This is a genomic window from Solidesulfovibrio sp. (genome assembly GCF_029978005.1).
Lineage (GTDB): Bacteria > Desulfobacterota > Desulfovibrionia > Desulfovibrionales > Desulfovibrionaceae > Solidesulfovibrio.
Window position 1 is genome coordinate 1 of the sequence record NZ_JARKOZ010000047.1, and the last position, 15302, is coordinate 15302.

Consider the following 15302-nt stretch of genomic DNA (forward strand, 5'->3'; position numbering starts at 1 on the left):
CCAAGCGCCAGTTCCACGACGAGGGCGTGCTCATCGAGCAGCGCATCTTCGACTTCAACCACCTCGAAGTGCAGATCGTGGCCGACCGGTCGGGCAAGAACATCGTCCACTTCGGCACCCGCAACTGCACCATCCAGTCCACGGGCCGCCAGAAGCGCGTGGAGGTGGCCCCGGGATTTCGGCCCGAGGAGGTCGAATACGCCTTCGACGCCAGAAAGGTCCTGGACGACATCGTGGGCTACTCCCTGGCCATGGCCAAAGAGGTGGCCTACGACAACGTCGGCACCTGGGAATGGATCGTCTCGCCCACGGGCCAGCCGTTCCTCATGGAGGTCAACACCCGCATCCAGGTGGAAAACGGCGTGTCCGCCGCCATCTCCCGCGTGAAGGGCAAGGACGGGGTCAACCTCATCGCCGAGCAGATCCGGATGGGCCTCGGCCAGCCCATGGGCTACGACCAGTCGGACATCACCTTCGAGGGCGTGGGCGTCGAGTACCGCATCATCGCCGAGGACCCCGCCAACCGCTTCACCCCCTGGGTCGGGCGCATCGACCAGTTCCTGGCCCCGAGCCTGCCCTGGGCCAGGCTCTACACCCACATCCCCATGGACGCGCCCTACGAGATCCCCACGGAATACGACCCCAACCTGGCGCTCGCCATCATCTGGGGGCGCGACCTGGCCGAGGCCAGGAAGCGCGGGGTGGGCTACCTGGACGAGCTGACCCTGTCCGGAGCCGACGGCGCCGGACAGGAGCTCAAGTCCAACGTCCGGTTCCTGCGGGACAAGACCGCCACCATTCTGCAATTCTAAGCGTCCCGCCCTCCGCGTGCGCGATAGGGCGCGGGGGCGGCGTTTCGGGAACATCGTATGGAAATCGAAAAGCGCGTCGTCGAACTGACCGATCGCTTGCAATACATCCAGGACGTCTTCGGCGGCCGGGAAAACGCCAACATCGCGCTGATGCGCTCGCGCCTGGGCGAATTCGCTGCCCGCCACGACGCCCCTCCCGGCGAGAAGGCGCAGATGCTGCGCCAGCTCGAGGACCTCTTCGGGTTCCTCGAAAAGAAACTCGACGAGGAGCTCACGCCCATGGACCGGGTGCGCATCGTGCGCCACCCCGCCCGGGTGAGCCTCAAGGACATCCTGGAAAACGTCTACGACAACTACACCGAGATCGGCGGCCAGGACGAATACTCCATCGACCCGAGCATGCTCATCGCCCGGGCCTACATCACCCGCAGAAAGGGCGACAAGGTCATCAACCAGCCCGTCATGGTCATCGGCCAGGAAAAGGGCCACGGCCAGGAGTTTCGAAACGGCGGTTCGGTCAAGCCCTGGGGCAACGCCAAGGCCCTCCAGTACATGAAGGTCGCCGAGACCGAGCGCATCCCCATCCACACCTATGTGTTCACCCCCGGGGCCTACCCGGTGGAGGACTTCCCGGGCGCGGCCCAGCAGATCGCGCGCAACCTCTACGAGATGGGCGGGCTTCGCGTGCCCGTGGTGTCGGTCATCTCCGAGGGCGGCTCGGGCGGGGCCGAGGCCATCGGCCTTTCCGACGTGCGCCTCATGCTCTCCCACGGCTACTATTCCGTCATCTCCCCCGAGGGCGCGGCCGCCATCGAGGCCGGCATCCGCCAGGGCCAGCGCGTGGCCCCGGAGCTCATCGCCGAGTGCGCCAGGCGGCTGAGCATCACCGCCGCCGACAACCTGCGCATGGGCTACATCGACAAGGTCGTGGCCGAGCCCGACCTCGGCGCGCGGCCCCACCACTACGACTTCTTCAAGGACCTGCGCCAGGAGGTCGTCCGGGCCACGGACCAGGTCTTCCTGGGCGTGGCCGGGTTCAAGCTCTTCCGCGCCCTGGTCGCCTCCCGGCGCAAGGACGGCGACGCCGAAAGCATGTTCGTGCGCTGGACCCTCGACGAGGCCGCCGCCGACCGGCTGGTCTGGAAGCGCTACTGCAAGTACCGCCGCATGGCCGAGACGGCCTTCCGCGACAGCCGGCCCTCCGGCGCGCGCATCGCCTCCCGGGCCCAGAGCCTTTTGTGGTCGGGCTATTCCTTCCTGCGCTACGACTTCCTCGGCAAGTACATCAAGAACCTGGCCAAGACCGTGGGCGACCTGGAGGCCGAGGTCCGGCTCGTGGCCAACCGCCTGGCCGCCCCCCTGCGCAAGAGCCGGGAGAAAAACGGCGTCGTGGCCTGCGACCCGGAAAAAAGCCGCATGCTGGTCGAGCTCTCCCAGCCCGAGCAGGGGGCCTGCCTCGAGGACTTCGGCTGGCGCTACGTGAGCCCGAAAGCCGCCGAGGACAAGGCCGTCACCTGCCCCGAGTCCAAGACCTACGGCTGCCCGGACCTCTGGGCCCCGGACCTCTACGGCGACTTCGCCGGCGTGTGCGTCAACTGCGGCCACCACTTCCCCATGGAATACCAGTGGGTGCTCGGCAACGTCTTCGACCCGGGCTCGGTCACGGAGCACGACGCCGACCTCGAGGCCGGCAATCCCCTGGACTACCCGGGCTTCGACGAAAAGCTCGCCGCCGCCAAGGAAAAGACCGGCCGCAAGTCCGGCTGCGTGTCCCTCGACGCCAAGATCGACGGCATCAAGATCACCTCCGCCGTGCTCTATTCCGCCTTCCGCGGCGGGTCGGTGGGCGCGGCCGAGGGCGAGAAGTTCATCCGCGCCCTGGCCAGGGCCCGCCGCCGCCACTTCCCGTTCCTGGCCTACGTCCACGGCACGGCCGGCATCCGCATCCAGGAGAGCCTGAACGGTCTCATCCAGATGCCCCGGGTCACCCTGGCCGTACGGCGCTACATCGAGGCCGGCGGGCTCTACGTGGTCCTTTACGACACCAATTCCTACGCCGGCCCGGTGGCGAGCTTCCTCGGCTGCTCGCCCTACCAGTTCTCCGTGCGCTCGGCCAACATCGGTTTCGCCGGCCCGGGCGTCATCAAGGAGACCACCGGCATCGACATCCCGCCCGACTACCACCGGGCCCACAACGCCCTGGCCCGGGGCCACATCCAGGGCATCTGGGACCGCCGCGAGATCCGCAAGAACCTCAAGCAGGTCCTGCTTACCATCGGCGGCCGGAATTTGTATTATCGGTAGGGGGAGAGGGAAGAGGAAGAGGCCTCCGGCGGCCAGGAGGGGGTGACCTCCTCCTGGACCTCCCCGATGGGGGGAAGGGGGCGTGCGCGATTGCTTCAAGGCGCACGGCGATGTAACGGGTAGAGAAACTCCAGTGCCGGACGAGCGGCCGGCGACGGGGAACGAGAGTGATAGACGTCAAAGCCTTGCTGGAACAGATCAAAGCCGCGCCCTACGAGGAGATCGTGGTGGAGGCGCCCCACACGGGCGTGGTCCGCTTCGCCGGCATCGAGCCCGGGACGCGGGTGGAGGCCACCTCGGGCGCCTACGGCGAAAAGCCCGGCACCCTGCTGGCCAAGCTCACCCGCGAGCACAACGACAAGCCCCTTTTCGCCGGGGCCAAGGGCGTGGTCGGCGAGGTGCGCCGGGAGCTGGAAGGGACTTTCGTGGAGGCGGGCACACAGCTCGCCGTCATCCGCCACTACCTGTCCAAGGACGAGGTCATCGCCGCCATCCTGCGCCAGGTGCTGCACCTGTTTCGCGCCCCGGAACGGGCCAAGTATTATTTCATCCCCAGCGTGGACAAGAAGGTCAAGGCCTCGGGGCCGCGCTCGGTCACGGTCAAGCCCGGCATGGAGCTTTTCATCGTCTCGCGCATGAAGCGGGAAAAGCCCCTGATCTACGAAGGCCCGGAGGGCATCATCTACGCCGTGTATTTCCAGCACGACCAGAACGTGGACCAGGGCGCGCCCCTTGTCGGCGTGTGCCCGGAGTCCCAGACCAGCCTCATCCAGGACGTCGTCAACCGGGTGCGCACGGACTGGGAGGAGGGGGAGTAGCCATGGGAAAGTTCCTGCAGATCCGCGTCATCGCCCAGACCTACGATCCGGTCGCCGCCGAGGAGCGTTTCGCCAAGCTCTACGCCCTGGCCTGGCCGGCCGCGGCCACGCCGCCGGCGGGGCCGCGCGGGCTTCTGGAACTCACCCAGGCCCTGGACGACGCGGTGCGCCTGGGCGATCTGCCCGGCCCCGAGCGCAAGGCGCTGCTGCCCGGCGTCGAGCGGGCCATGGTCTGCAAGAACGCCCTGGAGGGGGCCCTGGCCGACCGCGACGCCCACACGGCGGACAAGCGCTCCTACGAACTGGAAGACGCCCTGGCCGAGCTGGAGAAGCTCGCGCCCAAGGGATAACGGTTTTTTCGAGTCCGCAGCATCGGAAACGGACTCCGGGATGAAGGCCGACCTGCCGGACCCCTCGAGGGATTCCAAAGGGCCTTGGCCCTTTGGCCGCCGGAGGCTTCAACCCAGACAATGCCGCGCCGTTGCGCGGGACCAAGGAGGCGGGATATGGCCGGCAGCATCAACAAAGTCATTCTGGTCGGCAGGCTCGGCCAGGACCCCAAGCTGACCTACATGCCCTCGGGCAGCCCCGTGGCCGAGATGAGCGTGGCCACGGACGAGTCCTACAAGGACCGCGAAGGCAACAAGGTGGACCGGGTGGAGTGGCACCGGGTCAAGGTGTTCGGCAAGTCGGCGGAATTTTGCGGCAACTACCTCGCCAAGGGCCGGCTGGTCTACGTCGAGGGGACGCTTCGCACCCGCAGCTGGGAGGACCAGCAGGGCCAGAAGCGCTACATGACCGAGGTGGTGGTGACCGGCCCCGGCCACACCATCCAGGGCCTCGATTCGCGCGGTGGCCAGGCCGCCGACGCCCCCATGGGCGACGAGGGCTTCGCGCCCCAGGCTCCCCGTCGCTCCTTCCAAGGCGGCGGGCAAGGCGGCGGGCAGGGCGGCGGGCAGCAGAACGGCCCGCGCGGCGGCGGCCAGCAGGGCGGCCCGCGCGGCGGCCAGAACGCCCAGCGCGGCAACCAGCCCTATCCCGACGAGGACATGGGCCCGGCCTTCCCCTCCGAAGCCTCGGGCATGGACGACGTGCCGTTCTAGCCTATCGGCGAGACAAACGTTTCGAGGGCCGGATGCGCGCCCGCGCCCGCCGGGAAGTCGGCGGCGCGGGATCGCGCATCCGGCCCTCGTGTTTGGTGGTCAGGCGTTCAGGCCGCCGTCGACGGTCAGTTCCGTGCCGGTGACGTAGGACGCTCCCGGTCCGGCCAGGAACAGGATGGCCGAGGCGATTTCCTCGGGCCGGGCATAGCGGCCGAGAGCCGTTTCGGCCTTCAGGGCTTCGGCGAAATCGCCGCTGTCCGGGTTCATGTCCGTGGCCGTCGGGCCGGGCTGGACCACGTTGACGGTGATGCCGCGCGGCCCCAGGTCCCGGGCCGCGCCCTTGGCGTAACCGGCCACGGCGGCCTTGGTGGCGGTGTAGTCGGCCATGCCTGCGAAGCCGGCGCGTCGGGCCACGCAGGAGCCCACGGTGACGATGCGCCCGCCGTCGGCCATGACCGCGGCCGCGGCCCGGATGGCGGCCACGACGCCGCCGAGGTTGACCGCGTACAGGCGGTCCAGGGCGGCCTGGTCGGCCGCCGGGTCGCCGATTCGGACCATGGCCCCCACGCCGGCGTTGTTGACGAGGATGTCCAGGCGGCCGAAGTCCCGGGCCACGGCCGCGACCAGTTCCGCGACCTGGGCCGGGTCGGCCTGGTCGGCCCGGTAGGCCGCCGCGCGAACGCCGATCCCTTCCAATTCCTTGACGACGTCCCGGGCCTTCTCGGCCGAAGCGCCGTAGCTTATGGCCACATCGGCCCCGGCGCGCGCCAGGGCCAGGGCCGCGGCCGCGCCGATGCCCCGGGAGCCCCCGGTCACCAGAGCGACCTTTCCAGCGAGTTCCTTTTCCATATGGCGTCTCCTTTCACGGTCTCGAGCACCATACGGATACAGATGGAACCGGTTGGGGGTTTGTCAAACAGCCCGTCGCTACTTGCGCAAAAGCCGCAGCCCGTTGCCGATCACGAGCAGGCTCGTGCCCATGTCCGCGAAGACCGCCAGCAGCATGGAGCCGTAGCCCGCGACGGTCAGCGCCAGCACCAGCCCCTTGAGCCCCAGCGCCAGGGCGATGTTCTGCTTGAGCACCGCCACCGTCGCCCGGGACAGGCGGATGAAGGCCGCCACCTTGCGCGGGTCGTCGTCCATGATGGCCACGTCCGCCGTCTCGATGGCCGCGTCCGTGCCGGCCGCGCCCATGGCGAAGCCGATGTCCGCCCGGGCGAGCGCCGGGGCGTCGTTGATGCCGTCGCCGACCATGGCCACCAGCCCCTTGCCGCCAAGCCCGGCCCGGAGCGCCTCCACCGCCGCCGCCTTGTCCTCGGGCATCTGGTCGCCGCGCGCGTCTTCGATGCCGGCCGCGTGGGCCACGGCCGCCGCCGTGCGGGCGTTGTCCCCGGAGAGCATGACGACGGAAACGCCAAGCTGCGACAGCGCCTCCACCGCCTCCCGGCTGTGGGGCCGCACGGCGTCGGCGGCGGCGAAAACGGCCAGCACGCCCGAGTCGTTCATGAGCAGCACCGTGGACTTGCCGGCGTCCTCCAGGGCGTCCAGGCGCGCCTCGATGGCCGGCGAGCAAAGCTCCAACTGCTCCACCAGCCGGTGGTTGCCCAGATGGTAGGCCTTCCCCTCCACCAGGCCGCGCACGCCAAGCCCCGGCAGGGCGGCGAAGTCCGAGACGTGGCCCGGGGCCACGCCGTCCTCGCCGGCCCTGGCCGCCACGGCCCGGGACACGGGATGGTCCGAGCGCGCGGCCAGGCTCGCGGCGATGACCCGGTTGGCGGCCGCGTCGCCGGAAAGGTTCTCGAAATCCGTCTGGGCCGGCCGGCCCGTGGTCACGGTGCCGGTCTTGTCCAGGGCCACGGCGGCAAGGGCGTGGCCGCGCTCCAGGAAAAGCCCGCCCTTGACCAGGATGCCGCGCCGGGCCGCCGCGGCCAGGCCGCTGACCACCGACACCGGCGTGGAGATGACCAGGGCGCACGGGCAGGCGATGACCAGGATGACCAGCCCCTTGTAGATCCACGTCGCGAAGCCGCCGCCGAGAAAAAGGGGCGGCAGCACGGCCACGGCCACGGCCACGGCGAAGACCGCCGGGGTGTAGACCGCCGCGAACCGGTCCACGAACCGCTTCATGTCCGCTTCCTTGCCCGGCGAGGCCACCACCGCCCGGGTGATGCGCGCAAGGGTGGAATCGTCGGCCAGGGCCGTGGTCGTGGCCGTGAGTTCCCCTTCCTGGTTGATGGTCCCGGCGAAGAGCGCCTCCCCCGGCCCCTTCTCCACGGGCAGGCTTTCGCCCGTGACGGGCGACTGGTCCACGGACGAGCGTCCCTCGGCCACCGCCGCATCGAGCGGCACGCGCTCGCCCGGACGGATGCGGATGACCGCGCCGACCGGAACGTCCCGGGCCGGGACCTGGGCGAACGCGCCGTCGGCGCGACGCACCGTCGCCACCTCCGGAGCCAGGGACAAAAGCGCCGCCACGGCTCCGTTGGCCTTGGCCAGGGACGCCGACTCCAACTGCTCGGCGATGGCGAAGAGCACCATGACCATGGCCGCCTCGGGATATTGGCCGAGAACGAGCGCGCCCGTGGCCGCGATGCTCATGAGCGCGTTGATGTTGAGTTCCCGCCGCGACAGGGCGATCCAGCCCTTCCGGTAGATGGGCAGGCCGCAGGCGAGGATGGCCGCCAGGGCGCAGGCCACGGACAGCCAGGGCTCGCCGATGCCGAACCATTCCGCCGCCTCGGACAGGACCGACAGGGCGAGCCCTCCGGTCTGGGCGGGCGTCACCCACGGCCCGAGCGGCCCGGCGTCCAGTCGCAGGGCCGTGCCCGCCGTCACCGGCACGGCCTCCATGCCGAGCGCCGCGATGGCGGCCACGATGCCGACAGTGTCCGGCAGATCGTGGTGCACCGTCAGCTCCCGGGCCAGCAGGTTGAAGCGCAGCCCGGCCACGCCCGGCATGCCGCCGAGGGCCTTGCGGATCATCGTTTCCTCGACGGGACAGTCCATGGCCTCGATGCGGAAGACATCGGTCCGGGCGGCCTGGGGCGGCGGCCCTTCCTGCGCCTTCGGGGCCGGTCCGGCGGCGCAGGACCCGCCGCAGCAACAGGCCTGCCCGGGCAGCGGCCGGCCCGATTCCAGGCTATGGGAATGGTCATGGGCCTGGTCATGACCGTGATCGTGCTGGGACATGAAAACCTCCTTGCCTTCGTCACGGCCATGAGACACCTTGGAGCAACTCCAGGGTCAAGCGTTTTTTCCAAGGGAGGTTTCCATGCGCATCGGCGAACTCGCCCGCCGCACCGGCTGCAAGACGGATACGGTCCGCTACTACGAAAAGGAAGGACTGCTGGCCGACCCGGCCCGCAGCGACGGCAACTACCGGCTTTACGACGCCAGCCACCTGTCGCGCCTGACGTTCATCCGCAACTGCCGGGCGCTGGAAATGAACCTCGACGAGATCCGGGCGCTGCTCGCCCTCAAGGACGGCGCGGCCGGCGACTGCGGCGAAGTCAATGTGCTGCTCGACTCCCACATCGCCGAAATCACCGAACGCATCGAACGCCTGCAAGACCTGGCCGCCCAGCTCGCGTCGTTGCGGCAATGCTGCACCGGTACCACGCCCGTGGAGGAGTGCGGCATCATGCGGGAACTGGAAGAACGCTGTACCCGGTGCGAACGCTACGGCCGGGCGGAGAAGGGGAAAGGGATGGGGGAGAGGGACAGAAGAGGGAAGATGCCTCCGGCGGCCGGGAGGGGGTGACCCCCTCCCGGACCCTCCCCGATGGGGGCCAGTTTTGGGGCGGGGCCGCCGCGAAATGTGGCGGCTTGGCGAAAGGGGCGCAACATGCTCGTCATCGGCACGCCGTGTTACGGCGGGGTGGTCACGCTGCCCTACATGCTGTCCATGCTGTCCCTCAAGGACGTGCTCAACCGCGAGAAGACGCCGTTTCGGCTGCTCACGCCGGCAAGCGACAGCCTCATCACCCGGGCGCGCAATGCCATCGCGGGCGAGTTTTTGCGCGACGCCCGGGCCACGCATCTGCTTTTCATCGACGCGGACATCGAATTCGTTCCGGCCATGGTGCCACGCCTGCTCGGCAGCGGCCTGGACGTGGTCTGCGGCGTCTATCCGGTCAAGGGGCTTAGGCTCGATCGCGTCATGGCCCAGCCCGCCGGCACGCCGCCGCCGGTCGCCGAGGCGGCCAGCCTCGATTACGCCGTCAAGGTCAAGCCCGGCTGCCGCATGGACGAGCGGGGGTTTCTGGAAGTGGAGTACGCGGCCACGGGCTTCATGATGATCCGCCGCGAGGTGTTCACGCGCCTCATGGACGCCTATCCGGATTTGCTCTATCGCCATGATTGCACCAACGCGGAGCCGACGGACAACTACGCCTTCTTCGACACGGCCATCGACCCGGCCACCCGCGACTACCTCCCCGAGGACTACGCCTTCTGCAAACGCTGGCGCGACATCGGGGGCAAGGTGCACGTCAGCGTGCCGGGGAAGTTCGCCCACCACGGGGGAAGGGCGTATGTTGGGGATTTTGCGGCGTATTTATGTAAGTTGTAAATGTATTGAGGTAGATCAGTAAGGAGACACGTTAAATGGTACCAAGAGGTGGTGACGAAACTTCTTTTCTTTTAAGAGACAAGGTTTTTAATCGTGCGGTATCTAATATTTTGCAGCGTTCTGAACGGCAGAGAGACGCGGATAAGTTGGTTGATATATATGTTGATGTCGGCATTGTTCCACAGCTTGAGAATAATAATAATCAAATTATTTATGGAAGACGAGGGACAGGAAAAACTCATATATTTAAGGTTTTGCAAAAAAAATTTGAAGAAGAGGAAGGTACGAGCGCTATTTATATTGATTGCCGAGTTCTTGGGAGCACTGCGCAATTCTCTGATGATACATATCCAATGAGTGTTCGATGTCTGGCTCTATTTCGAGATTTTATGACAATTGTCCATAATGAATTATTGAATTTGATCACGCATTCTTCCAGTGCTGATGCTGAAAAAGTGTTTGATTTATTGTATCGACTGTCTAATGCGTTTTCTGTGGATAGAGAGAAAATTGTTAAAGAAGAAATGGTCGTTGTAGAAAAGAATAAATTAGCATATAGCGCAGGATTAGAGGGGAGTTTTGATCTCGCAGGGGGGGCTTTGAAGCCAACGCTTGGGGGCGCGGCTGAATCTGGCAAAGATGTGACAGAAAGATTTAAGATAAATTTGGCTGATAAGGTTATTTTTGGAGATATACACTATTATGTTAAAGAAATATTAAGCATATTGCAGTATAAACTTGTATTGCTAGTTGATGAATGGTCTTCGCTGCCGTTAGATATACAGCCGTATTTTTCTGAATTTATTAAACGATCTTTTTTTGCTAATGAACTGGTGGTTGTTAAAATCGCTTCGTTAGAATATCGTTCGGAGTTTAATGTTTCATTTAAAGGCGGTATTTTAGGTTTTGAACCTGGAGCTGATATTTCTATCGCTTTGGATATTGATGACTATTATGTCTACGATAGAAATCCTGATCAAATTTCAAACCTTTTTCTCGATATTATATATAGACATATTAAGAGTGAGCTGCCTCAAGGATATTTTGAAACTATAAAAGGCATTCATTCGAGCAGAATGTTTGCGTGGGATGTATTTACAACAGATAAAGTTTATAATGAATTGGCGCGTGCGGCAGAGGGGGTTGTTCGTGATTTGATTAATATATTCACGAATGCTTTTTTTGACACAGTTAGGCGGAGTCGTGACCGAATAGATCAAAGGTCGATTCTCGAGGCTGCACGAGGCTGGTTCGAGAAAGATAAAAACGAGGCTCTAGATATCCCCTTGCGTGATCTTTTGTCCAAAATAATAAATGAAGTGATCGGACATAGGAGCGCTAGATCGTTTTTGTTGCCGAATGAATTGCAGAAGCATCCAAGCATCCAGAAGTTATTTGATTTAAGAGTTCTGCATCTTGTTCAAAGAGGTTATGCGGACAAGGACAACCCCGGGAAGCGTTATAATATTTATACACTTGATTATGGAACGTATGTAGATTTACTTAAAACCTCGCGGCAGCCAAGAGACTATGTTGCGATTGAAAATTCGAATGACGGTGACTGGATTGTTCCATTTGATGACAAAAGAAGAATTCGTCGAATTGTTTTAACTAGTGAATTTATTGATGGGAATGTGTGAAATGACAATTAACATCACCCCCATCACCCTGGAAGTCTTCAAGAACAAGTTCGCCTCCGTGGCCGAGGAAATGGGCGTGGCGCTCACCCGCGCCGCCTATTCCCCCAACATAAAGGAGCGCCGCGACTTCTCCTGCGCCGTGTTCGACGCGGCCGGGGACATGGTCGCCCAGGCCGCCCACATACCCGTGCACCTGGGCTCCATGCCGCTGTCCGTGGCCGCCGTGCTCGAAGCCATGGAACTCGCGCCCGGCGACATGGCCATGCTCAACGACCCCTTCCGCGGCGGCACCCACTTGCCGGACATCACCCTCGTGGCCCCGGTCTACGCCGGGGGCGACGCGCCGGCCTTCTACGTGGCCAGCCGCGCCCACCACGCCGACGTCGGCGGCATGGCCGCCGGCTCCATGCCCCTGTCCACCTCCATATTCCAGGAAGGGCTGGTCATACCGCCCGTCAAAATCGTCGTCGGCGGCGAAGTCGTGCCCGACGTCATGAACCTCTTCCTGGCCAACGTGCGCACCCCCAGCGAACGCCAGGGCGACTTTTCCGCCCAGATCATGGCCAACCGCACGGGCGTGGCCCGCATGGAGGCCCTTGTCGCCGCCCACGGCCGCGAAACCGTGACCGCCATGGCCGCCGCGCTCCAGGACTACGCCGAAAAGCTCATGCGCGCCGCCATAGCCGCCATGCCCGGCGGCTCCTACACGGCCGAGGACTTCCTGGACGACGACGGCGCGGGCAACGCGGACCTGGCCCTGCGCCTGACGCTCTCCGTGGCCGAAGGCGAGGCCGAGTTCGACTTCACCGACTCCGACCCGCAAACCGCCGGCTGCGTCAACGCCGTGCGCGCCATCGCCGTGTCCGCCGCCCTCTACGCCCTGCGCGCCCTGGCCGGCGGCGCGATGCCCACCAACGCCGGCTGCCTGCGGCCCGTGACCGTGACGACCAAATCCGGCAGCCTCGCGGACGCGAAGTTCCCGGCGGCCGTGGCCGGCGGCAACGTCGAGACCTCCCAGCGTCTCGTGGACGTGATCCTGGCCGCCCTGGCCCAGGCCCTGCCGGGCCGCATACCGGCCGCCTCCCAGGGCACCATGAACAACGTGGCCATGGGCGGCGTCGATCCGCGCACCAAAAAGCCCTTCACCTACTACGAGACCCTGGCCGGCGGGGCCGGGGCCGACGCCTGCGGCCCCGGCGAGAGCGCCGTGCACTCCCACATGACCAACACCCTCAACACGCCCGTGGAAGCCCTGGAATACGCCTACCCGCTGCTGGTGACGCGCTACGCCCTGCGCCGGGGCTCGGGCGGGCCGGGCCGCCATGCCGGCGGCGACGGGCTGGTGCGGGAGCTCGAGGTCCTGGCCCCCATGGAGGCGACCGTGCTCTCCGAGCGGCGCGTGCGCGGCCCGTGGGGCCTGGCCGGCGGCGGCGAGGGCGCGCCCGGCGTCAATGTGGTGACGCGCCGCGCGGGCGAGATGGTCATGCCGGGCAAGTTCCACGTGCGGCTGCGCCCGGGCGACCGGCTGCGGCTGGAGACCCCGGGCGGCGGCGGCTTCGGCCCGGCGGACTGACGCCCGAGCGAGGTCTCCGTAACGCCCTGGCGGACGACGGGACGGGCCGGCCGGCGCGGCTCGGGCGGGATTCCAAAGGGCGAAGCCCTTTGGCCGCCGGAGGCTTCTCCCCTGACCCTGTCGCCGTTCGGCCGAGAGGGGCGATTTCAGCTTTCCTTCCTTCCTTCTCTCGTGTAGCATAGCCCATTTCGTATCCTCGATTACAAATCCCGAACGATCCGCAATCCGCCCCGCCCGCCAAAGGGTGGGGCGACACTTCTGGAGGAAGCCTTGGAATATACCGTCTCCCAAATTTCGCCTGTGAAAACGCAGGTCAACGTCAGCGTTCCGGCCGAAGAGGCCAATGCCGCCCTGGCCACGGCCGTGGCCCTGTACCGCTCCAAGGCCGACATCAAGGGCTTTCGCAAGGGCAAGGTCCCGTCGAGCGTGATCGAGTCGCGCTTTAAAAAGGAAATCTCGGCCGAAGCCACCACCGACCTCATCAACGTCCACATCAACGAGATCATGGGCGAGCTCAAGCTCTCGCCGCTCTCCGGCCTGGACGTCAGCGAGGCGGCCCTGTCCAGGGACACGCCCCTGGAATACACCTTCTCCTTCGAGCATGCCCCGGCCTTCGACCTGCCCGACTACAAGGGCCAGGCCATCGAGGAGGAGGATGTGGTCGTCGCCGACGCCGACATCGACGCCGTCATCGAGCGCGTGCGCAAGAACCTGGCCGAGGTCGCGCCCATCAGCGACAACCGCCCGGCCGAGGACGGCGAGGTGGTCTCCGTCACCTTCGAGGCCTTCGAAAACGGCGCGCCCATTCCCGGCGTCCGGGCCGAGAATTTCGAGCTGACGCTGGGCGAGGGTCAGGCCCTGCCCGAGTTCGAGGCGCTGATCAAGACCGTGCCCGCCGGCGAGGAAGGGGAGGCCGAGATGACCTTCCCGGCCGACTTCATCAACAACGACCTGGCCGGCCGCACCGTGACCATGAAAGTGGCCGTGCACGTGATCAAGCAGCGCAAGCTGCCCGAAGTCAACGACGAGCTGGCCAAAAAGGCCGGCAACTTCGAAGACCTGGACAAGATGCGCGAAGCCATTACCATGTCCTACAAGAAATCGCGCCAGGACCTGCACCGCTCCGCCGCCCAGAAGAAGCTGCTGGACGCCCTGCTGGCGAAGGTCGAGTTCCCGCTGCCGCCCACCACCGTGGAACAGCAGCTGGCCGGCATGGCCAACGATTTCGTGGAGAAGCTGGAGCGCCAGGGCAAGAGCCTGGAGGGCGTGGGCAAGACCATGGCCGACCTGGAGGCCGACCTCAAGCCCCGGTCCGAGGAGCTGGTCAAGACGCAGATCTTCCTGGCCGCCGTGGCCGCCAAGGAAGAGCTGTCCGTCTCGCCCCAGGAGATGGACGCGTTCTTCTACCGCCTCTCCAGCCAGACCGGCCAGGACGTGATCCTGCTCAAGCGCTACTACGAGGACAACGGCCTCATGATCATGGTGCGCGACAAGCTTTTGGCGGACAAGGCCGCCGATTTCATCTACGCCAACGCCCTGGTCACCAAGGTGCCGCCGGCGGAGAAGGCCGCCGGGGCCGCGGAAGGCGACGACAAGGGCTACGGTGTGCGCGACTAGCGCAGATTTTGGGCCGTTTCTTGCATAGTGTTTGGTTGACGAAACCGGGCCGAAGGGGCGAAAACCCGCTCCCTTCGGCCCAAAACCCGAAGCGCGCGATCGCGACGGTGGCGGACGACAGACAAAAATGTCCCACCCGTCGCCCCGGACGACGCAAAACGGGAGCGACATGACCACCATTCCCATAGTCATCGAGACCACCGGCCGTTCCGAACGGGCCTACGACATCTACTCCCGGCTGCTGCGCGACCGCATCATCCTGCTCGGCAGCGCCGTGGACGACTATGTCGCCAACCTCATCTGCGCGCAGCTCCTGTTTCTGGAGTCCGAGGACCCGGAAAAGGAAATCTTCATGTACATCAACTCGCCGGGCGGCGTCGTCTCGGCGGGGCTGGCCATCTACGACACCATGCAGTTCATCCTGCCGCCGGTCTCCACGCTTTGCATGGGCCAGGCCGCCAGCATGGGCGCGCTGCTCCTGTGCGCCGGGGCCACCGGCATGCGCTACGCCCTGCCCCACAGCCGCATCATGATCCACCAGCCGTGGGGCGGCGCGCAAGGGAGCGCCACCGACATCAACATCCAGGCGGCCGAGATCAACCGCCAGAAGGGCATCTTGAACGGCATCCTCGCCAAGCACTGCGGCAAGGACCTGGCGATAATCGAAAAGGACACCGACCGCGACTTCTTCATGAGCGCCGACGAGGCGAGGGAGTACGGGTTGGTCGACGAAGTGCTCCTGCCCGGCGAAAAGTCGGCGAGCGCCAACAAATAAATACTGACGCGCCCCCAAGCCGCGCGTCACGGAAGCGAGGCGCTGCCCTCCTCCGGAAAGGAACGACGGAACCATGACCAAGCACAGCGG

12 protein-coding genes and 1 pseudogene are annotated in these 15302 nt (G+C 65.4%); 11 read left to right on the forward strand and 2 right to left on the reverse strand.

Annotation, left to right across the window (positions count from 1 at the left end; all coding sequences use genetic code 11):
- The 5 genes and pseudogenes from Q1K70_RS05660 to Q1K70_RS05680 all read left to right on the forward strand — a co-directional run.
- Positions 1 to 812, forward strand: a pseudogene (locus tag Q1K70_RS05660) (acetyl-CoA carboxylase biotin carboxylase subunit); the annotation flags it as partial.
- A gap of 57 nt (positions 813 to 869) precedes the next feature.
- Positions 870 to 3116: an acetyl-CoA carboxylase carboxyl transferase subunit alpha/beta gene (locus Q1K70_RS05665; RefSeq protein WP_300156749.1), complete on the forward strand. Its 2247-nt coding sequence runs from the start codon at positions 870 to 872 to the stop codon at positions 3114 to 3116.
- A gap of 167 nt (positions 3117 to 3283) precedes the next feature.
- A complete protein-coding gene (locus Q1K70_RS05670) occupies positions 3284 to 3934 on the forward strand; it encodes a biotin attachment protein (protein WP_300156751.1) in 651 nt (216 codons plus the stop codon).
- Between the two features lie 2 nt (positions 3935 to 3936).
- Positions 3937 to 4284 carry a hypothetical protein gene (locus Q1K70_RS05675; protein ID WP_300156753.1) on the forward strand — a complete coding sequence of 116 codons (348 nt, stop codon included), beginning with the start codon at positions 3937 to 3939 and terminating at the stop codon, positions 4282 to 4284.
- Between the two features lie 156 nt (positions 4285 to 4440).
- Complete coding sequence (locus tag Q1K70_RS05680) at positions 4441 to 5037, forward strand: single-stranded DNA-binding protein (RefSeq protein ID WP_300156755.1); 597 nt, start codon at positions 4441 to 4443, stop codon at positions 5035 to 5037.
- Between the two features lie 99 nt (positions 5038 to 5136).
- Here the strand turns inward: Q1K70_RS05680 and Q1K70_RS05685 are convergent, their stop codons facing one another.
- Both Q1K70_RS05685 and Q1K70_RS05690 read right to left on the reverse strand, forming a co-directional pair.
- Positions 5137 to 5886 (reverse strand): SDR family oxidoreductase, encoded by a 750-nt coding sequence (locus Q1K70_RS05685; RefSeq protein ID WP_300156756.1) that lies wholly within the window; start codon positions 5884 to 5886, stop codon positions 5137 to 5139.
- A gap of 78 nt (positions 5887 to 5964) precedes the next feature.
- Positions 5965 to 8226: a heavy metal translocating P-type ATPase gene (locus Q1K70_RS05690; protein ID WP_300156758.1), complete on the reverse strand. Its 2262-nt coding sequence runs from the start codon at positions 8224 to 8226 to the stop codon at positions 5965 to 5967.
- An 82-nt stretch (positions 8227 to 8308) separates the two neighbouring features.
- On the opposite strand from Q1K70_RS05690, the gene cadR reads away from it, so the two are divergent.
- The 6 genes from cadR to clpP all read left to right on the forward strand — a co-directional run bounded on the left by cadR (position 8309) and on the right by clpP (position 15212).
- Entirely contained in the window at positions 8309 to 8797 is a 489-nt protein-coding gene (gene cadR, locus Q1K70_RS05695) for a Cd(II)/Pb(II)-responsive transcriptional regulator (protein ID WP_300156760.1), read from the forward strand.
- Positions 8798 to 8881: 84 nt separating this feature from the next.
- Positions 8882 to 9607 (forward strand): hypothetical protein, encoded by a 726-nt coding sequence (locus tag Q1K70_RS05700; protein WP_300156762.1) that lies wholly within the window; start codon positions 8882 to 8884, stop codon positions 9605 to 9607.
- Positions 9608 to 9642: 35 nt separating this feature from the next.
- Positions 9643 to 11247, forward strand: a complete 1605-nt coding sequence (locus Q1K70_RS05705) for a hypothetical protein (protein WP_300156764.1) — start codon at positions 9643 to 9645, stop codon at positions 11245 to 11247.
- Between the two features lie 7 nt (positions 11248 to 11254).
- Entirely contained in the window at positions 11255 to 12820 is a 1566-nt protein-coding gene (locus Q1K70_RS05710) for a hydantoinase B/oxoprolinase family protein (RefSeq protein ID WP_300156770.1), read from the forward strand.
- Between the two features lie 270 nt (positions 12821 to 13090).
- Positions 13091 to 14437: a trigger factor gene (gene tig, locus Q1K70_RS05715; RefSeq protein ID WP_300156766.1), complete on the forward strand. Its 1347-nt coding sequence runs from the start codon at positions 13091 to 13093 to the stop codon at positions 14435 to 14437.
- A 127-nt stretch (positions 14438 to 14564) separates the two neighbouring features.
- Positions 14565 to 15212, forward strand: coding sequence for an ATP-dependent Clp endopeptidase proteolytic subunit ClpP (clpP, locus tag Q1K70_RS05720; RefSeq protein ID WP_300156768.1), 648 nt, complete (start codon positions 14565 to 14567; stop codon positions 15210 to 15212).
- The last annotated feature ends 90 nt before the right edge of the window (positions 15213 to 15302 follow it).